Here is a 22469-nt window from a genome sequence, read left to right on the forward strand (position 1 = left end):
TTGATGGCAGATACAAGTATAGATAAATTGGCCGCGGAAGTGGGCAAAAATGTAGACAGACTGATTGAACAGTTTGCCGACGCAGGGATCAAGAAAACCAAAGCTGATTCAGTTTCAGAAGCTGAAAAGCAAACATTGCTTGATCACTTGAAAAAGCAACACGGTGGCGATCAAGCGCCGCAAAAAATGACATTACAACGCAAAACCGTTTCAACACTCAGTGTTAATGCCGGTGGCGGGCAATCTAAAGACGTTAAAGTTGAAGTACGTAAAAAACGTACTTTTGTTAAACGTGACGATAGCGATGCAGCGAAAGAAGCTGAACTAGCAGCGCAAAAGCAGCAAGAAGCAGAAGCTGCGGCGAAAGCTGCTGCAGAAGCTAAGGCTAAAGCGGACGCAGAAGCGAAAGCGAAAAAAGATGCAGAAGCTAAAGCGAAGAAAGAAGCTGAAGCGGCTAAAGCCAAAGCAGCTAAAGCTGAAGATCCTGAGTCTGCTGCTGCGCAAGTAGAAGCTGATCGCCTTAAAGCGGTTCAAGAAGCGACATTAAAGAAAAAGCAAGAAGAAGAAGCGGCATTAGCTGCTGAAACTGCTCGCAAGTTAGCTGAAGAAAACTCAAAGCGTTGGGCTGAAGAAGAGCGTCAACGTATTGAAGCTGAAAAGAACGGTGATCACCATGTGACTACCTCTAAAGCGGCGCGTGCTGCTGAAGATACTTCAGATGCTAACGATGAAAAACGTGGCCGTCGTGCACGTAACAAGAATGCTAACAAGAAACGTGGTGGCAAAGGCGGTCGTGATAACCGTAGCAATGCTGCACGTAACAAGAGCACTGCTCCTGAATCTATGGCACATGGTTTCAACAAACCTGTTGCTGTGGTTAAAGGCGAAGTACGTATCGGTGAAACAGTATCTGTTGCTGAACTTGCTCAACGTATGTCTCTTAAAGCCACTGAAATCATCAAGCAGATGATGAAAATGGGCTCTATGGTTACCATTAACCAAATCTTAGACCAAGAAACAGCACAAATGGTTGCTGAAGAAATGGGTCATAAGGTTATTCTTCTTCGTGAAAACGAATTAGAGCATCAAGTACTTGGTGATCGTGATGAAGAAAATGTGGTACTAGAGACTCGTGCTCCAGTCGTTACCATCATGGGTCACGTTGACCACGGTAAGACTTCATTACTTGATTACATTCGTCGTGCCAAAGTTGCTGACGGTGAAGCCGGTGGTATTACCCAGCATATTGGTGCATACCATGTAGAAACTGAAAATGGCATGATCACTTTCTTAGATACTCCTGGTCACGCGGCGTTTACGTCAATGCGTGCTCGTGGTGCTAAAGCAACTGATATTGTTATTTTGGTTGTGGCTGCAGACGATGGTGCTATGCCGCAAACTATCGAAGCGATTCAACATGCTAAAGCTGGTAACGTGCCGTTAATCGTTGCAGTGAACAAAATGGATAAGCCAGAAGCTGACCCAGAGCGTGTTAAGAGTGAATTAGCTCAACACGGTGTTATGTCTGAAGATTGGGGCGGCGAACACATGTTCGTAAACGTTTCGGCTAAAGCGGGTACCGGTATTGACGAATTACTTGAAGGCATTTTACTTCAGTCTGAAGTATTAGAGCTTAAAGCTGACCGTTCAGGTATGGCTGCTGGTGTTGTTATTGAATCTAAATTGGATAAAGGTCGTGGCCCAGTTGCTACTGTACTTGTTCAAGAAGGTACTTTACGCCAAGGCGATATCGTTCTATGTGGTCTTGAGTACGGTAAAATCCGTGCAATGAAAGACGAGAACGGTAAAGCAATTACTGAAGCTGGTCCATCAATCCCTGTAGAGATCTTAGGTCTTTCAGGTGTACCTTCAGCTGGTGATGAAGCAACAGTTGTTCGTGATGAGCGTAAAGCACGTGAAGTTGCACTTTATCGTCAAGGTAAATTCCGTGATGTTAAACTAGCACGTCAGCAAAAATCTAAGCTTGAAAACATGTTCGCGAACATGACCGAAGGCGAAGTGCAAGAACTTAACATCGTTCTTAAAGCAGACGTTCAAGGCTCACTTGAAGCAATTTGTGAATCATTAGCTAAACTGTCTACTGATGAAGTTAAAGTTAATATCATCGCTCGTGGCGTTGGTGCATTAACTGAAACTGATGCTACGCTAGCTGCAGCTTCAAATGCCATCATGGTTGGTTTCAACGTGCGTGCAGATGCACAAGCGCGTAAGACTATCGATTCTGAAAGTGTTGATTTACGCTACTACAGCGTTATCTACGACTTGATTGATGAAGTTAAAGCGGCGATGACGGGCATGCTTGCTCCTGAATTCAAGCAACAAATCATTGGTCTGGCAGAAGTTCGTGATGTATTTAAGTCGCCTAAGATTGGTGCAATTGCCGGTTGTATGGTTACCGAAGGTACCATCAAGCGTAGCGCTCCTATCCGTGTACTACGTGACAACGTGGTTATATACGAAGGTGAGCTAGAATCATTACGACGCTTTAAAGATGACGTTGCTGATGTTCGTAACGGCATGGAATGTGGTATCGGTGTGAAGAACTACAATGACGTCCGAGTGGGCGATCAGATTGAAGTCTTCGAGACGGTCGAAGTGGCCCGAACGCTGTAACACAGAAAGGGCGGCGTAAGCCGCCTTTTTTATTTATATAAGGCTATGGTAACAATATTATGGCAAAAGAATTTAGTCGTACTCGTCGAATCGCGCAGCAGCTGCAACAAGAGCTTGCTATGGTGTTACAGCGCGATATGAAAGACCCTCGCATCGGTTTTGTTACAGTAAACGATGTTGATGTGTCACGAGATTTAAGCTATGCAAAAGTATTTGTGACCTTCTTTGAAGAAGATCGTGAATTAGTCGATCAAAAAGTCGAAGCACTTGCTGCAGCAGCTCCTTACATCAGAACACTAATTGCTGGCCGCATGAAGCTACGTGTTATGCCTGAACTACGTTTTGTCTATGACAGTTCATTAGTTGAAGGTATGCGTATGTCTAACTTAGTAAGCCAAGTGATTACGAGTGATAAGGCAAAGCAAGAAAAGTTTGGTTCTGAAGAATCAACTGACGCTGAAGAAAATACAGAAGGAAAAGACTAATGGCTCGTCGTCGCAAAGGGCGTTTTATTGATGGCATAGTGCTATTAGATAAAGGAACTGGCATCAGTTCTAACCATGCTTTGCAACGTGTCAAACGTCTCTACCAAGCTAACAAAGCCGGCCATACTGGCGCTTTGGATCCATTGGCAACCGGGATGCTACCTATTTGTTTAGGTGAAGCAACCAAGTTTTCTCAACATTTACTTGATGCTGATAAGCGTTATTTAGTGACGGCCAAGTTAGGTGAAAGAACTGATACCAGTGATTCTGACGGTGAAGTTGTGCAGATAAGACCTGTCAATTTTACCCAAGAAAAGCTTGAAGTGTCACTTGAACACTTTCGTGGTAAAACCATGCAAGTTCCTTCTATGTATTCGGCATTAAAGTATCAAGGTCAGCCTTTATACAAATATGCACGTGAAGGCATTGAAGTCCCCCGTGAAGCCCGACCAATTAATGTGTTTGAGTTGCTATACGTCGGCTTAGAAGGTGATGAGTTAACCTTAGACATTCATTGTTCTAAAGGTACTTATATTCGCACCATCGTTGATGATTTAGGGGAAATGCTAGGCTGTGGGGCTCATGTCATTATGCTTAGACGTACTCAAGTTGCTGACTATCCATATGAAAAAATGGTGACCTTAGAGCAATTGATGGCGATGGTAGATGAGGCTGAAAAGTCTGAAATACCTTCAAGTGATGTATTAGACCCATTACTATTACCAATGGATACCGCGGTCGCGAACTTTGCTGAAGTAAATTTACCTGAGACCAGTGCTCAGTATATTTTACAAGGCCAACCTGTTCAGGCTGAAGGTGTGCTAGATGATCAACTTCTACGGATCACTTTAGGTGAGTCAAGAAAGTTTATTGGCATTGGCTTTAAAAATGATGATGGCTTACTCGCACCCAAAAGATTAGTGGTTGACCACAGTCAAGAGTAGTGGCTCTAACTTGTTAGTTTAATCTATATCAATCTGTATATTTTACTGTGGCAAGATTGCCGCAGTCGGATATGCAGATTTTTTATTGCGGTAAGCTGCGCTTTCGGTTAATATATCGCGCCCTCAGGCTGAGTTAGTGATCGGCTTGAGATAATTTAATTTTTTCTGGAGATATTTATGTCACTAAGTAATGAACAAAAAGCTAAAATCGTAGCTGAATTCGCACGTTGTGAAAACGACACTGGTTCAACTGAAGTACAAGTAGCTTTATTGACTGCACAGATTAACCATCTACAAGGTCATTTCAAAGAGCACATCCATGATCACCATTCACGTCGTGGTCTACTACGTATGGTTAGCGCACGTCGTAAGCTTACTGCTTACCTTAAGCGTACTGACGTAGCTCGTTATACTGCTCTAATCCAGAAGTTAGGTTTACGTCGTTAATAACGACGTTTAATTTGCTTATTGCTTGCGGTAAGTAGATCAAACCGTAAAAAAGGAGGCTATGCCTCCTTTTTTATTGGCTAAAATAAATGTAGTTTAACTAGCATTCTTGTTTACGCCTGCTCTACCTTTACCTGCTGCTCACCAAAATAGCGCGCTTCAAACTCGTCTTGTGGTAAAGGTTTACTAAATAGAAACCCCTGACCAACTTGGCAATGATGTTGTTGTAGCCATGCCAGCTGCGCTTGGTTTTCAATCCCTTCTGCAACAATATCCAGATTTAGCTGTTGCCCTAGCATTAGAATAGTGGAGGCGATGGCGCCATCATGGGGTAAGTCAGAGACAAAGCAGCGGTCGATTTTCATTGTGGTAATAGGCAAACGGCGTAAATAAGACAAAGATGAATAGCCGGTACCAAAATCATCCACGGCAATACCAAAACCGGCACTTTTAAGTTGTTCGAGTTTAGCGATGGCTTGAGTGATATCATTCATCAGTGATGTTTCGGTTATTTCGATTTCCAATAACTCGGGGCGAATTTGATAACGTAGCGCCAATTGTTTGATATCGGATACCAAGCTTGCATCAGCAAACTGCTGTGAAGCGACATTTACCGCAATGGGAATGACGCGATTGTATTTTTTCTCCCACTCACGGAGCAGCTTACAACTTTGTTCAATAACCCATCTGCCGATGGGAATGATAATGCCAGTTTCTTCAGCGATAGGAATAAACGCCATGGGTGGCACAAGTTTGCCGTCTTTTTGCCAGCGGATTAAGGCTTCACAGCCGACAATTTCATTAGTTTTAAGATCTAATTTGGGCTGAAAATAAAGCCTAAATTCATTTCGCTTAAGCGCATTGTGTAAAGAGGCCTCGGTTTTTAATCTAAGTGCGGCATGTTCGGTCATTTGCTGCTTGAAAAAGGCCCACTGGTTTGAACCCGCAGCTTTAGCGCTATACATGGCAATATCGGTGTGCCGGATAAGATCCTCAGCGCCTTGGCCATCTTCAGGGTATATCGCAATACCAATCGAGGCCGCAGGGTGAATCGTATGCTCATTCAGCTGTATTGGCATATTGAGTTGCTTTAACAGCTGTTCAACGAAATCAGCGGCGTGTTGCGGGGTTTTTATATCATCTGCAACGATAACAAACTCATCACCTCCTAGGCGGGCCACGCTGCCTTTATCAGCGATGCCCGATTCTAAAATTCGGGCTATTCTTACAAGGAATTGATCACCGATAGTATGCCCTAAAGAGTCATTTACATTTTTAAATCTATCGAGGTCAATAAATAACAGTGCGAATTGGCGTTTGTGAACGCGCGCACGTTGTATGGTGACACTTAATGTTTCAAGTAATAGGGTTCTATTGGGCAAATTAGTGAGAGGATCTCGGGTGGCCATTTTTCGTAATTTGTTTTGAGCCTGACTGAACTGCAATAAGATTTGATTTAATTTTGTGGAGACAAGTCCAAGCTCGTCATCTTTATGGGCACAGGTTATGGGAATGAGGTTTTCATCCGGTAATTCAGGATCAATGTTATCAATGGCTTCGCTGATCTGCGCGATTGGCTGAGTGAGGAATCGGTGAAACACAATCGTGAGCACTAAAGTGAGCAATAAGGCTCTGGCTAAGGTGGCGATAAAACTTAACTGAAGTCGGTTAAACAAATTATTGGTCATTGCTTGAATATCGTAATGGATAGATAAGGTGCCAATTTGTTGCTGTTTTTTATCGCCCTCAAAATAGTGCGGTCGATACAAAGGTCGTGAGATTTCCTTTAACTCATCAAAGAGCAAGTAACTCAAACTGTCATAGTAAGTTGGATATCGTTTGGCCTGATGACTTGCTTCAACATACAAGGAATTGTCATCTAAGGTGATGATAGCAGAACGAATATCATCAATTTTTACAATACCTTCTAAGTTTTGCTGGGTCTGTTTGTCATCTAAAGCCCACACCACATTAGATATGGTTTGTTCAACAGAATTGACGAGTTCTTGCTGGGAGGCCTGGATTTGCTGTTTGGTGGTAATAACAACCAGTGCAAGCTCGACAATAAAAATAGCAATAGCAAAAAATAATGCTGTGAACACCACTAAATTTGTTTGCTTCCATGTCAAAGACTTAAACTGTGGCGGCATTATTTTATTTCCATTTGCAATAACGTTGAGCTTACTTTTGTTGGCGGGCTAACAAAATCTTAAATTACCTAAAAAACCTGCTTGTTATTGTTAGGTATTTTCTACCTTTCACTGTAGATAAATTTGTTCAAAAAGTCATTAAGTATAGCGTTTAGCCCAAGGATTAAAGCCTATTTTTCGGCCAGGGCATTGTTATTATCATTTTATATTGCCATGAGATAAGAATTCATATAACCATATCGACCTTAAAAGGCAAAATATAAATTATTTTTTAGACTGATATGGCGATGACCTTTAACTATTATAAAAAATTGAAGTATACTTGTGCGCGTAATTTAAAGGTCAATAATTAAGGAATGGGTCACGTGAATCCAATTGTAAAGAGTTTTGAGTATGGTCAACATACTGTCACCTTAGAAACAGGTGTTATTGCACGTCAAGCTGATGCTGCAGTACTAGCGAGCATGGGCGATACAACTGTCCTTGTTACTGTAGTTGGTAAAAAAGTTGCGGATTTAAGCCGTGATTTCTTCCCACTAACAGTTAACTACCAAGAGAAGACTTACGCTGCTGGTAAGATCCCTGGTGGTTTCTTTAAGCGTGAAGGTCGTCCAAATGAAGACGAAACGCTTATTGCTCGTTTAATCGACCGTCCAATTCGTCCTTTATTTCCTAACGGTTTTAAAAACGAAGTCCAAGTCATTATTACTGTTGTTTCTGTAGACCAACAAATTGAGCCAGACATTGTGGCTATGATTGGTACTTCAGCAGCGCTGGCTATTTCTGGTATTCCATTCAATGGACCATTAGGTGCTGCACGTGTTGGTTATATCAACGGTGAATACTTACTTAACCCATCAGTAGATCAAGTTGCTGAAAGCGACTTAAATCTTGTTGTTGCAGGTACTAAAAGCGCTGTATTGATGGTTGAATCTGAAGCTAAGTCACTTGCTGAAGAAATCATGCTAGGCGCGGTAACTTACGGTCACGATCAACAACAAGTTGTGGTTGATGCGATTGCTGAGTTTAAAGCTGAAGCGGGCAAGCCTACTTGGGATTGGACTGCTCCTGTTCAAGATCAAGACTTAGTTGCTAAAATTAAAGATTTAGCTGAAGTTGGCATGACTGAAGCTTACCAAATTGAAGTTAAGCAAGATCGTTATGCGCAAGTTGGTGTTGTTAAAGCAGCAGCAAAAGCGGCATTAGTTGCTGAAAACGCAGATGTTGATCAACGTGAAGTTGATAACTTACTTGGTAGCTTAGAGAAGAACATTGTTCGTGGTCGTATTATCAGTGGCAAGCCACGTATCGACGGTCGTGAACCAGATATGATTCGCGCATTGAATGTACTTGCTGGTGTACTTCCACGTACTCACGGTAGCTCATTATTCACTCGTGGTGAAACTCAAGCGTTAGTTACTTGTACTTTAGGTACAGAACGTGATGCACAGAAAATTGATAGCATCATGGGCGAGCGTACTAACCGCTTCATGCTTCATTACAACTTCCCTCCATACTCAGTTGGTGAAACTGGCATGGTAGGTTCACCTAAGCGTCGCGAAATCGGTCACGGTAAGCTAGCTTGGCGTGGTATGAATGCCGTTATGCCTTCAGCTGAAGAATTCCCATACAGCATCCGCGTTGTTTCAGAAATTACTGAATCAAACGGCTCAAGCTCTATGGCTTCTGTTTGTGGTACTTCATTAGCATTAATGGATGCGGGTGTACCAATCAAGAGTTCAGTTGCTGGTATCGCAATGGGTCTAGTTAAAGAAGGCGACGACTTTGTTGTTCTTTCTGACATTTTAGGTGATGAAGATCACTTAGGTGACATGGACTTTAAAGTAGCTGGTACCCGTGATGGTATTACTGCTCTGCAGATGGATATCAAGATTGAAGGTATCACTCAAGAGATCATGGATATCGCTCTGCAACAAGCATACGGCGCTCGTGTTCATATTCTTAACGTGATGGACCAAGCAATTGGTGGCGCACGTGAAGATATCTCTGATCACGCTCCACGTATTACGACTATCAAGATTAATCCTGAAAAAATTCGTGACGTTATCGGTAAAGGTGGTGCAACTATTCGTGCACTTACTGAAGAAACCGGTACAACAATTGAATTAGATGACAACGGTACTGTTAAAATTGCTTCTTCAAATGGTGAAGCAACTAAAGAAGCTATCCGTCGCATCGAAGAGATTACTGCTGAAGTTGAAGTCGGCCGTATCTACAAAGGTAAAGTTATCCGTATCGTTGATTTTGGCGCATTCGTTAACATCTTACCTGGTAAAGATGGCTTAGTTCATATTTCTCAAATCAGTGAAGAGCGTGTTGCTAACGTTTCTGACCACCTTGAGATGAACCAAGAAGTTGACGTTAAAGTGATGGAAGTTGACCGTCAAGGTCGTGTAAGACTTTCTATCAAAGAAGCTGTTACTAAAGCAGAACCTGCTGCAGAATAGTTGTTAGATTAACTCAGTTAATCTAATCGATAAAGGAGAGCTAAGGCTCTCCTTTTTTATTGGCAAAATTTAGCCAATGATAAATTTATCTTTAACTGCGTAGCCCTTGGCGCTATTGGTTGATATGATGCAAACTAACTATAGAACCTGATAAGGTATTTAAATGGAACATAAATTACGGACCACTGTGGTAGCATTATGTGTCGGTGCCAGTATGTTATTGTCAGGTTGTGCTTCACTTTCAGGCAATGATAATAGCGCAGCGTCAGGCAAAGTGATGGTTTCTCCCAAAGTGCCTGATTACAAGTTAGAAGTCACTTTAGCTAAGCTCAATGACATTTTAGCCTCTATGGAATTAACCACTGAGCAACGAGCACGCTTTCATTATGACCGTGGTGTTATCTACGATAGTGTTGGCCTACGACTACTAGCTAAAATTGATTTTCACCAAGCGATAAAATTACAACCTAATCTTGCTGATGCATATAATTTCTTAGGGATTTATTACACCCAAGAAGGCGAGTTTGAACCTGCTTATGAGTCTTTTGATGGGGTCTTAGAGTTATCCCCCCAATACGATTATGCTTATCTCAACCGTGGTATTGCTTTGTATTACGGTAAACGCTATGAGTTAGCCACTGAAGATATGCGCACATTTTTGGCCCAAGCACCTGCTGATGGTTATCGTGCTTTGTGGTTATACCTAGTGCAAGTGCCGACAGATCAGCAAGCAGCGCAAGCCGAGCTATTAACTAACCGCCAATCGCTTAACGATCAGGCGTGGTCTTCAGTCATCATTGATTATTACCTTGGTAAGCTGACTAAAGAGCAAGTTTTTGATGCAGCTAAAGTCAACCTGACTCAACCTCAGGAGTATGCTGAGCGTCTGTGTGAAGCCTATTTCTACCTAGCTAAAAAAGCGGTGGAGCAAAAAGATTATCAACTGGCAGCGGATTATTATCGCTTAAGCTTGGCAACAAATATTTATGATTTTGTTGAACATCGTTATGCCAGAATAGAGCTAGCCCAAGCGCTGCAAATACTTGAACAATCTACAGTTGCTAATTAATAATAATTGTTAGCTCAGCACAAAGGCTAATGCATCGGCATTAGCCTTTTGGGTTTTTGAGTTTTTTAAACCATCACCATTTGGGTTTAAGTGAGTTTACCTAGCCAACCTAGATGGGAAACGCTATAATTTGCGCCTTTTTATTATGCTAGGGCAAGTAAACCATGTCAGTTCAAACAGTAGAGGTCGATAAACGTCGTACCTTCGCGATTATTTCGCATCCTGATGCCGGTAAGACCACTATTACTGAGAAAGTACTTTTATTCGGACAAGCAATTCAAACTGCAGGTACCGTTAAAGGTCGTGGCTCTAAACAGCATGCAAAATCTGACTGGATGGAAATGGAAAAAGACCGTGGTATTTCTATTACTACTTCGGTAATGCAATTTCCTTACAGTGATTGCCTAGTAAACCTACTTGATACTCCAGGTCACGAAGACTTCTCTGAAGATACTTACCGTACCTTAACCGCTGTTGACTCATGTCTTATGGTGATCGACGCGGCCAAAGGTGTCGAAGACCGAACCCGTAAACTAATGGAAGTTACCCGTTTACGTGACACACCAATCGTGACATTCATGAATAAATGTGACCGTGATATTCGCGATCCTATGGAAGTGATGGACGAAGTTGAAACTGAGCTAAAAATCGCATGTGCGCCAATCACTTGGCCGATTGGCTGTGGTAAGTCGTTTAAAGGGGTTTATCATATCCATCGCGACGAAGCAATTTTATACCAGTCAGGTTTAGGGCATAAAATTCAAGAAGTGCGTACAGTGAAAGGCCTTGATAATCCTGAACTTGATGTAGCAATTGGTGCTGAACTTGCTGAGTTATTACGTGAAGAATTAGAACTTGTGATCGGTGCATCACATGAGTTCGATTTAGAGGCGTTTCTAGCCGGTAAACTTTCACCTGTCTATTTTGGTACCGCATTAGGTAACTTTGGTGTTGATCATATACTTGACGGTTTAACTGAGTGGGCACCTAAGCCTCAACCTCGCGCCACTGAAGTACGTGATATTCATGCTGAAGAAGAAAAGTTCTCTGGCTTTATCTTCAAAATCCAAGCGAACATGGATCCTAAGCATCGTGACCGCGTCGCATTTATGCGTATTGTGTCTGGTAAGTACGAGAAAGGCATGAAAATGCATCATGTACGTGTCGGTAAAGATGTGCGTATTTCTGATGCGTTAACCTTCGTTGCTGGTGATCGTGAGCAAGTTGAAGAAGCCTACCCAGGTGATATTATCGGTTTACATAACCATGGCACCATTCAAATTGGTGATACTTTCAGCCAAGGTGAAAAAGTTAAGTTTACTGGTATTCCTAACTTTGCCCCTGAAATGTTCCGCCGTATTCGCTTAAAAGATCCGTTAAAGCAAAAGCAATTGCTTAAAGGTCTCGTACAGCTTGCCGAAGAAGGCGCTGTTCAAGTCTTTAGACCGCTAGATACCAACGACTTAATTGTGGGTGCAGTTGGCGTACTGCAGTTTGAAGTGGTTGTTGGACGCCTTAAGAGTGAATATAACGTCGAAGCGATTTATGAAGGCATTAGTGTTTCAACCGCCCGCTGGGTTTACTGTAAAGATGAGCGTAAACTCGAAGAGTTCCGTCGTAAGTGCAGCAGCAATTTAGCCTTAGATGGTGGTAATAACCTAACTTATATTGCACCGACTATGGTAAATCTGAATTTATCCATGGAACGTTACCCTGATGTAGAGTTCGCTAAAACTCGCGAAAACTAATCACTGGGGTGTTTGATGTTAAAAGGCGGTCTAACCGCCTTTTTTATTGGCTGTGATTTAAGCTTGAGGCTAATTTTATTCTATAGTGGCAAGATGAGTAACGTAAAAAGTGCTAAGCAGGTTTGCTGCATTAGCTGTGATTTGCAGTAAAGTTATTTGTTTGAGGGAAGTGATGATAGATACCCATGCCCACCTTGATCTTGTGGATTTTGACCACGATAGAGCTGCTTTGTTTGCAAAGATGCGCGCAAACGGGATCGACAACGTCATTATTCCAGGGGTGAGTGAGTCATCTTGGGCTAAACAGCTAGAGGTTACCAGCGAGTTTGACTGCTATTTTGCCTTAGGTATCCACCCTTGGTATGTACCTGCTGACATTTCTCAAGCAGTGGCGGCGTTAAATAATCTCATCGCTAAACATAGGCCTAATCCAAGGTTTGTTGCCCTGGGGGAATGTGGTTTAGATAAGCTTCGACATTGGTCTAAATCACAGTTGGATTTACTCGAGGCTCAATTAGCATCAGCAATTGATTGGCAATTACCGGTGATTTTACATGCCGTAAAAGCTCATCCACAACTATTAGCCATGTTGAAAAAATACCCTAACCCTAAAGGTGGGGTTATTCATGGCTTTTATGGCGCCCCAGAGTTGGCAAAATCTTATATTGAACTGGGCTATAAACTGGGAATAGGTGGGTTAATCATGAACCCTAGCGCCAAAAAGTTACAAAAAACGGTTACAGAAGTTGATATTAAACACTTCCTAATAGAAACCGACTCTCCCAGCATGGCGCCCTATAATTCACCAGATAAACGAAATACTCCGCTTCAGATAATAAGTTTTGTTGAACAGATAGCAAAATTACAAAAAAAAACCACTGTTTTAATTATGGAACAGTTGGGGTTAAATGCTCGACAACTGTTTGAGCTGTAATTCTTTTTTTTTAAACACCGTGGTTGATGGGCGTTGCTGTGGGATAAGATCCTGAAATTAAACTCTAAAACTATGAACTAATCCACGATTTTCATCCGCTCGTCAGTTATAATCACTAACTGAAAATAGGTGAGTTAACAACAATTATACATATCGTTAACAAATTAAAAAAGGGTCGTGATTAATGGATATACTAATGAGTCTAGTAGGTGTGGTTACCATACTAGCAATCGGTTATGCACTATCAAATAACAGAAAAGCAATTAATGTGCGTACTGTTGGTGGTGCTTTAGCTATTCAAGCATTCTTTGCAGGTTTCGTTTTATACGTACCAGTGGGGAAAGATATCTTACAAGGTATGTCAGATGCCGTATCTAGTGTAATTAGTTATGCACAATCGGGCATTAACTTCGTATTTGGCGATTTAGCTCAATTCAAAGTTGGCTTTATTTTCGCGGTAAATGTTTTACCCGTTATCGTGTTCTTCTCTTCATTAATCGCAGTGCTTTACTACTTAGGCATTATGCAGTGGATCATCCGTCTCATCGGTGGTGGCTTGCAAAAAGCATTAGGTACTAGCCGTACTGAGTCTATGTCAGCGACAGCGAATATTTTCGTTGGTCAAACTGAAGCGCCACTAGTTGTTCGTCCATTTATTGCGACTATGACTAACTCTGAATTATTCGCAATCATGGTTGGTGGTTTAGCATCAATCGCGGGTTCAGTATTAGCCGGTTACGCGCAAATGGGTGTACCAATTGAATACTTAGTTGCTGCATCATTCATGGCGGCTCCTGGTGGTTTGATGATGGCTAAACTAATGCATCCTGAAACTGAAGAAGCTAAAAATGACATGTCAGATCTTCCTGAAGATCCTGATAAACCAGCTAACGTATTAGACGCTGCTGCTGGCGGTGCTTCATCTGGTATGCATTTAGCACTAAACGTGGGTGCAATGTTAATTGCCTTCGTTGGTTTAATTGCAATGGTCAACGGTATCATCGGTGGTGTAACTGGTTGGTTTGGTCTTGAAGGTATTACTTTAGAACTTATTCTTGGTTACATTTTCATGCCTTTAGCATTCTTAATCGGTGTACCTTGGAACGAAGCACTTGTTGCTGGTTCTTTCATCGGTCAAAAGATTGTTGTAAACGAATTCGTTGCTTATCTTAACTTTGCTCCTTACTTACTTGATGCGTCTGCAGAAGGTTTCAAGGTAGTTGCTGAGACTGGCATGATGATGTCTGATAGAACTAAAGCTATCATTTCATTCGCATTATGTGGATTCGCTAACTTATCATCTATTGCTATTCTATTAGGTGGTTTAGGTTCAATGGCGCCTAGTCGTCGTCATGACCTTGCTAAGCTTGGTATCCGTGCTGTTATTGCCGGTTCACTTGCTAACTTAATGAGCGCAACGCTAGCGGGCCTATTCTTAGCGATTTAATATCTGCTATGAGTTAAGCTTGGTTAGTCAAAAGGCCGTTATTATTTATTAATAACGGCCTTTTTTGTATCTAAAAATAGTGGTTATCCTTGCATTGGCATTATGTGGCGCTGCTCACTTATCCGCTATGGCTATGGCTATGGCTATGCTATTAGCTGGATTAGCTGGATTAGCTGGATTAGCTGGTTCAATGGTGCCTAGTGGTCACCATGAGCTTGCTGAGCTTAATATACGTGCCGTTATTGCTAGCTCGCTTGTTAACTTCTTGGGTGCAACATTTACGGGTCAATTTTTAGCGATGTTATCACTACCATGATTTAAACATTACCAATAAAAAGGTCGTTATCATTTAGTAATAACGGCTTTTTTTGTCTTTAAAAACAGCCATTCTCCGTGAATTTTACTTAATCAACTTTTGCTACAGCTGTTTATGGTATGTTGCTTGCTAAGGTTTTATATAACGATATTGGGCCTATTAATAGTTTTATAGATTATTTAATTATTGGTTGTTAGTTAAAGGTAGCGACATTGTTCACATTTTGGGATTAAGTATTCGTATTTTGTCTTTTTTGTATTGAGCTTTTAGCTAGAATAGGTACAATGCGAACGTTTTATAAAAATCGCCACCCACGAAGGTGGTACTAAATATATCAATGGGGTTGATAATGAAAAACGTTAAAACTTTAGCTTTAGCTGCAACTACGATCGCTGCAATGTCTGCACCTGCTATGGCTGCTGACCGCACCGATTTACGTTCTGGTGATTACAGTTGGATGCAGTTCAATGCAATGTATGCTTTTGACGAATTACCAAGTGGTGGTGAAAGTGGTCACGATTACTTAGAAATGGAATTTGGCGGCCGTGCTGGTGTTGTTGATTTATACGGTTACGTTGATGTTTTCAACTTATTTACTCAAGATTCTGGTGATAAAGGTTACGGTGAAAACCGTATGTTCATGAAGTTTGCACCTCGTTTTTCTCTTGATGCAATTACTGGTTTAGACCTTTCAGTTGGTCCTATCCAAGAAGTTTACTTCTCTACTTTATTTAACTGGGGTGGCGGACCAATCGCAGAAGACGTGAATGCATCTTTCTGGGGTTTAGGTGCTGATGTTATGGTTCCATGGTTAGGTAAAACTGGCATGAACATATACGCTCACTACGACATGAATGGTAAAGATTGGAATGGTTACCAATTCTCTATGAACTGGTTCAAGCCAGTAATGAACTTTGATAACGGTACTTTCGTATCTTTCCAAGGTTACGTTGATTACCAGTTCGGTGCAGACGATGATTACGGCAATGAGTTCGTACCTATGTCTAGCAACGGTGGCGCAGCATACTTCGGTTTACATTGGCATTCAGACAACTACGCTCTAGGTTACGGCCTAAAAGCATATAAAGATGTATACCTTCTTGAAGATGGTGCTGGTATCGTAGGTCTAGAAACTACTGGTTTCGCTCACTACCTTACAGCAACTTACAAGTTCTAAGATTGCTTGAAAGTATAGAGCCACACTTGTGTGGCTCTATTTTTTTATTAATTTATGTTAGTATTTACTTAAATATATCGTAGAATTTGCTAAAGTGTATTTAGATAAATATTAAGGTCCAAATAAGTGATATTAGCTTGTCATTAATTTGGATTGATTTGCGCGCTAAAACGGATTTTTCGCGGAATGGATGAAACAATAATCTTTGTTTCACCTCTTCCGGTCTTCAAGGATTCAAGTCGTGGTACTCGTTATCAGATTGAATACTTAGTTCAGTAATTTATGAATTTATTTACTGGCAATGCTCGAAGGCCCGGCCCCATCAACACCCTAATGCCAGCTTAATTGCATTGCCATAACAAGATTAATTTATTTTTTGTTTTGGAGAGCACACATGAGTGATTTAAAAAAAGCAGCACAACTTGGCATTTCATTAATGGATTTAACCACATTAAATGATGATGATACTGACCAAAAGGTCATTGATTTATGTCATAAAGCGAATACTGCTGCTGGACATACCGCTGCAATTTGTATTTACCCTCGTTTTATCCCTATCGCTCGTAAAACCTTAAACGAACTTGATTGTGAAGACATCAAAATCGCCACAGTGACTAACTTCCCACACGGTAATGACGATATTGCTATCGCAGTATTAGAAACCCGTGCCGCTGTAGCTTACGGCGCAGACGAAGTTGATGTGGTATTTCCATACCGCTCATTAATGGCTGGCAACGAAAGCTTAGGTTTTGAGCTAGTCAAAGCGTGTAAAGAAGCCTGTGGCGATCAAGCTATCTTAAAAGTGATTATCGAATCAGGTGAGTTAAAAGATGCAGCGTTAATTCGTAAAGCATCTGAGCTTTCAATTGATGCAGGTGCTGACTTTATCAAAACATCAACCGGTAAAGTACCGGTTAATGCCACACTTGAAGCGGCTGAAATCATGTTAACCGTGATTAGCGAAAAGAACACCAATGTTGGTTTTAAACCAGCCGGTGGTGTACGTGACGCGGCTAAAACTGCCGAGTTTTTAGGTTTAGCTGAACGCATTCTAGGTGCTGACTGGGTTACTCCGGCACACTTTAGATTCGGCGCTTCAAGCTTATTAACTAGCTTACTTCATACTCTTGAGTTAGCCGATGCGCCTGCTGGTGCACAAGGTTACTAATCAAAGTTAGTATTGTACGGTTTTGACATAACGATTTAGCATGCACCGAATGGATCATTTTAGCCCATTCGGTGCCTTATTGTTGTAGCAAGATGGCTCAATAAATTCATCTTGCTGGAGGAAGTAGCATGTTTCTCGCTCAAGAAATTATTCGTAAAAAACGTAATGGTGATGCATTAAGCGCAGCTGAAATTCAATTTTTTGTTGATGGCATTACTCAAAATACCGTTTCAGAAGGCCAAATAGCCGCTTTTGGTATGGCTGTTTATTTTCAAGATATGAACATGGATGAACGTATTGCCTTAACCACAGGTATGCGTGACTCAGGTACTGTATTAAACTGGGATGCACTGTCACTTGACGGCCCCATTATTGATAAGCACAGCACCGGCGGTGTTGGTGATGTCATTAGCCTGATGCTTGGCCCAATGGCGGCGGCATGTGGTGGTTATGTACCGATGATTTCGGGTCGCGGCCTTGGTCATACTGGCGGCACCTTAGATAAATTTGATGCCATTCCTGGTTACCAAACCGAGCCATCAAGTGAGTTGTTTCGCAAAGTAGTTAAAGAAGCTGGCGTTGCCATTATTGGCCAAACCGGTGATTTAGTCCCTGCCGATAAGCGTTTCTATTCAATCCGTGATAATACCGCAACCGTTGAGTCTATCTCGTTAATTACTGCTTCAATTCTTTCTAAAAAGCTCGCAGCTGGGCTAGATGCTTTAGCAATGGACGTCAAAGTCGGTAGCGGCGCATTCATGCCTACTTATGAAGCCTCTGAAGAACTTGCTCGCAGTATTACAGCAGTGGCAAACGGTGCTGGCACTAAAACTACCGCTTTATTAACTGACATGAACCAAGTATTGGCATCATGTGCCGGTAACGCGGTTGAAGTGCGTGAAGCGATTAACTTTTTAACTGGCGCTTACCGTAACCCACGTCTTTACGAAGTCACTATGGGCCTATGTGCTGAAATGCTCGTACTTGGCGGCATTGCGCAAAATGATGCTGACGCACGTACAAAATTAAATACTGTTTTAAATAATGGTAAAGCGGCTGAAATTTTTGGCCGTATGGTATCAGGCCTTGGCGGGCCAGCAGATTTTGTTGAGTCTTATGACAAATATTTGCCACAGGCGAAAATTATTCGTCCTGTGTATGCCAACAAACAGGGTTTTGCTCATAGCATGGATACCCGAGAGTTAGGTTTAGCGGTAGTGACCTTAGGTGGTGGCCGCAGAAAGCCTGGCGACGCATTAGATTATAGCGTTGGATTAACAGAAGTATGTGCATTAGGTGATGAGATATCAGCTGATAAGCCTATCGCCATGGTACATGCTCAATCTGAAGCCGCTTTCGAAGAAGCCTCTGCTGCCGTTCAGCAGGCGATTAACATTGAAGATTCTGCGCCAGAAAAGACGCCTGAAATCTACCGTTATATCCGCGCTTCAGATTTATAATGGAGTAAAAATTATGAAACGTACATTTATTTTAATGTTGGATTCTTTTGGTGTTGGTGCTGCCACTGATGCTGAAAAATTCGGAGATACAGGTTCAGATACCTTTGGTCATATTGCTAAAGCCTGTGCTGAAGGCCGAGCCGATATTGGCCGAAAAGGACCATTAACACTGCCAAACCTGGCAAAGCTCGGTCTAGGCCATTTAGGTTTTGAAAGTACGGGTAAATTCGCCGATGGTTTCGCTGATAATATCGACGTGATTGGCGCTTATGGCCATGCGGATGAATTAAGCTCAGGTAAAGATACGCCTAGTGGACACTGGGAAATGGCTGGCGTGCCAGTATTGTATGAATGGGGTTACTTTTCTGATTTAACCAACTCTTTTCCAAAAGAGCTTACGGATAAAATCCTCAAACGTGCGGGCTTAACCGACTTTTTGGGTAATTGCCATGCTTCAGGTACAACAATTTTAGAAGAACTTGGCGAAGAACACATGCGCAGCGGTAAGCCAATTTTTTATACTTCAGCTGATTCAGTTTTTCAAATTGCCTGTCATGAAGAATCATTTGGTTTAGAAAACCTATACCGTTTGTGCGAAATTACCCGTGAAGAGCTAGAGCCTTACAATATTGGCCGCGTGATTGCGCGTCCATTTGTGGGCTCGGGTCCTGAAGATTTTGCCCGTACAGGTAATCGACATGATTATGCGGTATTACCGCCAGCGCCAACGGTATTAGATAAGCTTAAAGATGCCGGTGGTGAAGTGGTGAGTATTGGTAAAATTGCCGATATTTATGCTAACAGCGGTATTACCCAGAAATTTAAGGCAACAGGTCTTGAAGAGTTATTCGATGCAACCCTTGAGCAAATCAAGCGTGCTGAAGATAACACCATTGTATTTACTAACTTTGTTGACTTTGATTCCCACTACGGACACCGTCGTGATATTGCCGGTTACGCCAAAGCTTTAGAATACTTTGACCAACGTTTGCCAGAGTTATTAGCCTTACTTAACCCTGATGACTTGTTATTACTGACAGCCGATCATGGTTGCGATCCAAGCTGGGTTGGCACCGAGCATACCCGCGAACGTGTTCCTGTGATTGCTTTAGGCGCGGGGTTAGCTGCCGGTTCATTAGGCCGTAGAAACAGTTTTGCCGACATTGGGCAGTCTATTGCGACGTATTTTAAGCTTGAACCTATGGATTATGGCGAATCATTCATTAATTGATGATTCAAATGCTATCTACTAAGGTTAATCTGTTAATAAATATAGTAGAATCACGTCCGGCAGCGAAGGGGATGACTTTGCTGCCCACATATAAAGATATACGATAAAAATATAGGGGTTTTTCCATGGCTACACCACATATTAATGCTGTTGACGGTGCATTTGCTGAAACAGTTTTATTCCCAGGCGATCCATTACGTGCAAAATATATTGCTGAAACATTTTTAGAAAATGTAGAGCAAGTTACTGATGTACGTAACATGCTTGGTTTTACTGGAACATATAAAGGTACTCGCGTATCTGTAATGGGTTCTGGTATGGGTATTCCATCATGTTCTATTTATGCGCATGAGCTTATTTCTGATTACGGCGTTAAAAACCTAATCCGTGTTGGTTCTTGTGGCGCAATTAGCACTGACGTAAAAGTGCGTGATGTGATTATCGGAATGGGCGCTTGTACTGACTCGCAAGCAAACCGTTTACGTTTTAAAGGTCAAGATTTTGCTGCGATTGCAGATTATGACTTAATGAACGCAGTGATCGAATCAGCTAAAACGCACGAAACTAAAGTGCGTGTAGGTAACGTTTTCTCTGCTGATTTATTCTACACTCCAGATCCTTCTATGTTCGATACCATGGAAAAAATGGGTGTACTTGGGGTCGAAATGGAAGCGGCAGGCCTTTACGGTGTTGCACACGAACTTGGCGCTAAAGCATTATGCGTAGTGACAGTTTCTGACCACATCAGAACCGGAGAAAAAACCACTTCTGATGAACGTCAAAATACTTTCAACGAAATGATTATCATGACATTAGATGCAGTAGTTACTCTGTAATTTAACGTTTATTATTTCGTAAAAAAGCGTAACTGATTTATCAGTTACGCTTTTTTTTAATGGTTAACTGGGTTTACTTTTATCATCAAGTCTGAGGTTTTCGGCTTCTAGTATCTCTTGTTTAAAAGTCATATTTTCATCGCTATCAGACTCTGTTATCAGTGATGATTTTGGGTTAGCGCTTTGGTCATCCACATCTGTCGGTTCAGTCCGGCTATCTTCAAGTTGATGCATTTCTTCAGACAAGCTTTTTTGCACTAATTGGCTATTTTTACGTCCTTGTTTGGCGCGAGTTTTACGTCGGTCGAAATCTGCGCGTTTAAACGAAAAGACCCGCGACAGCAGCAAACCAATAATACCTGCAATAATCAGCATAATTTGTTGTTGCTTCATATTTTCTTGATAGTGGCTTTTTAATTCATCAAAGAAAATATGTAAGTTTAACCTCACCTCGATATAGCCTAAGTTATTGTCACCTTGAAGCACGTTTTCAATTAAAGGTGGGTAGGGCGATAACATCTCAGTTAGTACTTTATCATCGGCGTCAAATTCGATGTCTGATACGCTTTGGGCAAACGCCAGCCTTACCCCTTGAGTACTGTACATGTTCACTGACATCACTTTTGGGTCGAGCACGAGCGCATTGGCTAGCCATTGTAGTTGCTCATCATTTTGTAGATGCATTGCTGGGGCTGCGCCATTGGCCACTTGTTGAGCTAATAAGCGCGCCATGATTTGGGTTTGCGAACTCAGCAGTTGCTGACCGTTATTAAGGCTCGACTTCCATAAATGCACTAAAGCAAATAATAAAATTACAGCAATGCTGATTTGAATTAATCTGCTGATTTTTTGGCTTTTTTTAAGACCTTTAACAAAAATCACTTTAATCCTTGGTCATTTTTCTATTTAATTAATACTAATCGAAATAATTCATTGTAGATAGTCGCAATCATTGGGGAAATGCAGTCCATGGAAACTCAGGTAAATATTCAGCCATTAACGTGGTTATTCTCAACATTTGATGCGACGTATAGCCATAATCATGTCACTTTAACTCGTTATTTTGAAGACGAGTATCTTAACAATGTTCAGGTTAAGTACCCTTATCGTTTTAGAGTGGTATTTGAAGCGCAATCTTTTGGGGCCATTAATGACTGGCTGGCAAAGTTAACCCAAGACTGCGCGATTACGCCTTTGATGAGACATAACGATTTACAAGGTTTTGAACTTGCCTCAACCTCAGCTTTAGGGACACTGATGAGTCAATTTCCGCTGCAGGTAAAAGCAGAACTTCTCAATATAACCGCGCCGCTAGCGAGCTTATTTAAACCGGGTCTATTAGTGATGGATATGGACTCCACCGCGATTCAAATAGAATGTATTGATGAATTAGCTGTGATGGCTGGCGTGGGTGAGGCGGTATCAGAAGTCACCGAAAGGGCCATGCAAGGGGAATTAGACTTTGAAGAGAGTTTACGCTTAAGGGTCAGTAAGCTTGCAGGCGCCAATGAGAGTATTATCAGCACTTTATGTGAGCAACTTCCTTTGATGCCAGGGCTTAAAAGCCTAGTGGCAGAGCTAAAGTCTAACGAGTGGAAGTTAGTGTTAGCCTCGGGCGGATTCACCCCATTTGTGGGCTATTTAAAAGATTTACTGGATTTAGATGCCGCTTACGCCAATGAGCTGGTCATTGAAGCGGGTAAGTTAACCGGTGAAGTAACAGGTGATGTGGTTGATGCCCAATATAAAGCCAATGTGATTGATAAGTGCAGTGCCACTTGGCAAATTGCTGCAGGGCAACGGCTGGCCATTGGCGATGGCGCCAACGATATTCCTATGGTTAATGCTGCTGATTTTGGTATTGCCTTCCATGCTAAGCCGAAACTGCTTGCTGCAGCCGATGCGAGTATCAATAACTTGGATTTACGCTGCTTAGTGTATTACTTGCAAGCCTA

At 41.9% G+C, this 22469-nt stretch carries 18 protein-coding genes; 16 read left to right on the forward strand and 2 right to left on the reverse strand.

Annotated elements, in window-relative coordinates; all coding sequences use genetic code 11:
- The first annotated feature begins 3 nt into the window (after positions 1-3).
- From infB to rpsO, 4 genes are all read left to right on the forward strand, one after another.
- Positions 4-2634, forward strand: a complete 2631-nt coding sequence (gene infB, locus AB4160_RS03515) for a translation initiation factor IF-2 (protein ID WP_102477160.1) — start codon at positions 4-6, stop codon at positions 2632-2634.
- 59 nt (positions 2635-2693) lie between these two features.
- Positions 2694-3119 (forward strand): 30S ribosome-binding factor RbfA, encoded by a 426-nt coding sequence (gene rbfA / locus AB4160_RS03520; protein WP_102439559.1) that lies wholly within the window; start codon positions 2694-2696, stop codon positions 3117-3119.
- Positions 3119-4063, forward strand: a complete 945-nt coding sequence (gene truB, locus AB4160_RS03525; protein ID WP_102520105.1) for a tRNA pseudouridine(55) synthase TruB — start codon at positions 3119-3121, stop codon at positions 4061-4063. Before rbfA ends, truB begins: the two co-directional genes overlap by 1 nt.
- 177 nt (positions 4064-4240) lie before the next feature.
- Positions 4241-4510: a 30S ribosomal protein S15 gene (rpsO, locus tag AB4160_RS03530; protein WP_076542867.1), complete on the forward strand. Its 270-nt coding sequence runs from the start codon at positions 4241-4243 to the stop codon at positions 4508-4510.
- Positions 4511-4623: 113 nt separating this feature from the next.
- On the opposite strand, the gene AB4160_RS03535 is transcribed toward rpsO, so the two are convergent.
- Complete coding sequence (locus tag AB4160_RS03535) at positions 4624-6660, reverse strand: putative bifunctional diguanylate cyclase/phosphodiesterase (RefSeq protein WP_372003647.1); 2037 nt, start codon at positions 6658-6660, stop codon at positions 4624-4626.
- Between the two features lie 365 nt (positions 6661-7025).
- On the opposite strand from AB4160_RS03535, the gene pnp reads away from it, so the two are divergent.
- From pnp to deoD, 11 genes are all read left to right on the forward strand, one after another.
- Positions 7026-9128 (forward strand): polyribonucleotide nucleotidyltransferase, encoded by a 2103-nt coding sequence (pnp, locus tag AB4160_RS03540; RefSeq protein WP_102439556.1) that lies wholly within the window; start codon positions 7026-7028, stop codon positions 9126-9128.
- 163 nt (positions 9129-9291) lie between these two features.
- The gene (gene nlpI, locus AB4160_RS03545) at positions 9292-10197 is read left to right on the forward strand and encodes a lipoprotein NlpI (RefSeq protein WP_372003649.1); all 906 of its coding nucleotides are present in this window, start codon (positions 9292-9294) and stop codon (positions 10195-10197) included.
- 164 nt (positions 10198-10361) lie between these two features.
- Positions 10362-11945, forward strand: coding sequence for a peptide chain release factor 3 (prfC, locus tag AB4160_RS03550; RefSeq protein ID WP_076542871.1), 1584 nt, complete (start codon positions 10362-10364; stop codon positions 11943-11945).
- Between the two features lie 172 nt (positions 11946-12117).
- Positions 12118-12879: a TatD family hydrolase gene (locus AB4160_RS03555; protein ID WP_303445776.1), complete on the forward strand. Its 762-nt coding sequence runs from the start codon at positions 12118-12120 to the stop codon at positions 12877-12879.
- Positions 12880-13063: 184 nt separating this feature from the next.
- Positions 13064-14326, forward strand: coding sequence for a NupC/NupG family nucleoside CNT transporter (locus AB4160_RS03560; RefSeq protein WP_102439553.1), 1263 nt, complete (start codon positions 13064-13066; stop codon positions 14324-14326).
- A 64-nt stretch (positions 14327-14390) separates the two neighbouring features.
- Positions 14391-14642: a hypothetical protein gene (locus tag AB4160_RS03565; protein WP_372003650.1), complete on the forward strand. Its 252-nt coding sequence runs from the start codon at positions 14391-14393 to the stop codon at positions 14640-14642.
- Positions 14643-14991: 349 nt separating this feature from the next.
- Entirely contained in the window at positions 14992-15819 is an 828-nt protein-coding gene (locus tag AB4160_RS03570; RefSeq protein WP_102439551.1) for an outer membrane protein OmpK, read from the forward strand.
- A gap of 394 nt (positions 15820-16213) precedes the next feature.
- Complete coding sequence (deoC, locus tag AB4160_RS03575) at positions 16214-16987, forward strand: deoxyribose-phosphate aldolase (RefSeq protein WP_076543290.1); 774 nt, start codon at positions 16214-16216, stop codon at positions 16985-16987.
- A gap of 128 nt (positions 16988-17115) precedes the next feature.
- Positions 17116-18447, forward strand: coding sequence for a thymidine phosphorylase (gene deoA / locus AB4160_RS03580; RefSeq protein WP_102436198.1), 1332 nt, complete (start codon positions 17116-17118; stop codon positions 18445-18447).
- 13 nt (positions 18448-18460) lie between these two features.
- The gene (locus tag AB4160_RS03585; RefSeq protein WP_102436196.1) at positions 18461-19678 is read left to right on the forward strand and encodes a phosphopentomutase; all 1218 of its coding nucleotides are present in this window, start codon (positions 18461-18463) and stop codon (positions 19676-19678) included.
- A 125-nt stretch (positions 19679-19803) separates the two neighbouring features.
- Positions 19804-20514 carry a purine-nucleoside phosphorylase gene (gene deoD, locus AB4160_RS03590; protein WP_372003651.1) on the forward strand — a complete coding sequence of 237 codons (711 nt, stop codon included), beginning with the start codon at positions 19804-19806 and terminating at the stop codon, positions 20512-20514.
- 63 nt (positions 20515-20577) lie between these two features.
- Here the strand turns inward: deoD and AB4160_RS03595 are convergent, their stop codons facing one another.
- Entirely contained in the window at positions 20578-21396 is an 819-nt protein-coding gene (locus tag AB4160_RS03595) for an AhpA/YtjB family protein (protein ID WP_102477166.1), read from the reverse strand.
- A gap of 87 nt (positions 21397-21483) precedes the next feature.
- Between AB4160_RS03595 and serB the strand changes: the two genes are divergently transcribed.
- Positions 21484-22469, forward strand: a 986-nt coding sequence (gene serB / locus AB4160_RS03600) for a phosphoserine phosphatase SerB (RefSeq protein WP_102477167.1), incomplete at its 3' end; no start/stop codon positions are given.

Origin of the sequence: Shewanella sp. 10N.286.51.B8, assembly GCF_041469325.1 — a bacterium.
In the GTDB taxonomy this organism is placed as follows: Bacteria; Pseudomonadota; Gammaproteobacteria; order Enterobacterales; family Shewanellaceae; genus Shewanella.

What these genes read in the sequence shown, in the direction of transcription:
- AB4160_RS03535 (WP_372003647.1), bottom strand. Translation starts at nt 6,660, where the DNA reads ATGCCGCCACAGTTTAAGTCTTTGACATGGAAGCAAACAAATTTAGTG.
- deoC (WP_076543290.1), top strand. Translation starts at nt 16,214, where the DNA reads ATGAGTGATTTAAAAAAAGCAGCACAACTTGGCATTTCATTAATGGAT.
- AB4160_RS03570 (WP_102439551.1), top strand. Translation starts at nt 14,992, where the DNA reads ATGAAAAACGTTAAAACTTTAGCTTTAGCTGCAACTACGATCGCTGCA.
- AB4160_RS03555 (WP_303445776.1), top strand. Translation starts at nt 12,118, where the DNA reads ATGATAGATACCCATGCCCACCTTGATCTTGTGGATTTTGACCACGAT.
- AB4160_RS03585 (WP_102436196.1), top strand. Translation starts at nt 18,461, where the DNA reads ATGAAACGTACATTTATTTTAATGTTGGATTCTTTTGGTGTTGGTGCT.
- rpsO (WP_076542867.1), top strand. Translation starts at nt 4,241, where the DNA reads ATGTCACTAAGTAATGAACAAAAAGCTAAAATCGTAGCTGAATTCGCA.
- infB (WP_102477160.1), top strand. Translation starts at nt 4, where the DNA reads ATGGCAGATACAAGTATAGATAAATTGGCCGCGGAAGTGGGCAAAAAT.
- prfC (WP_076542871.1), top strand. Translation starts at nt 10,362, where the DNA reads ATGTCAGTTCAAACAGTAGAGGTCGATAAACGTCGTACCTTCGCGATT.
- truB (WP_102520105.1), top strand. Translation starts at nt 3,119, where the DNA reads ATGGCTCGTCGTCGCAAAGGGCGTTTTATTGATGGCATAGTGCTATTA.
- AB4160_RS03560 (WP_102439553.1), top strand. Translation starts at nt 13,064, where the DNA reads ATGGATATACTAATGAGTCTAGTAGGTGTGGTTACCATACTAGCAATC.
- nlpI (WP_372003649.1), top strand. Translation starts at nt 9,292, where the DNA reads ATGGAACATAAATTACGGACCACTGTGGTAGCATTATGTGTCGGTGCC.
- deoD (WP_372003651.1), top strand. Translation starts at nt 19,804, where the DNA reads ATGGCTACACCACATATTAATGCTGTTGACGGTGCATTTGCTGAAACA.
- deoA (WP_102436198.1), top strand. Translation starts at nt 17,116, where the DNA reads ATGTTTCTCGCTCAAGAAATTATTCGTAAAAAACGTAATGGTGATGCA.
- rbfA (WP_102439559.1), top strand. Translation starts at nt 2,694, where the DNA reads ATGGCAAAAGAATTTAGTCGTACTCGTCGAATCGCGCAGCAGCTGCAA.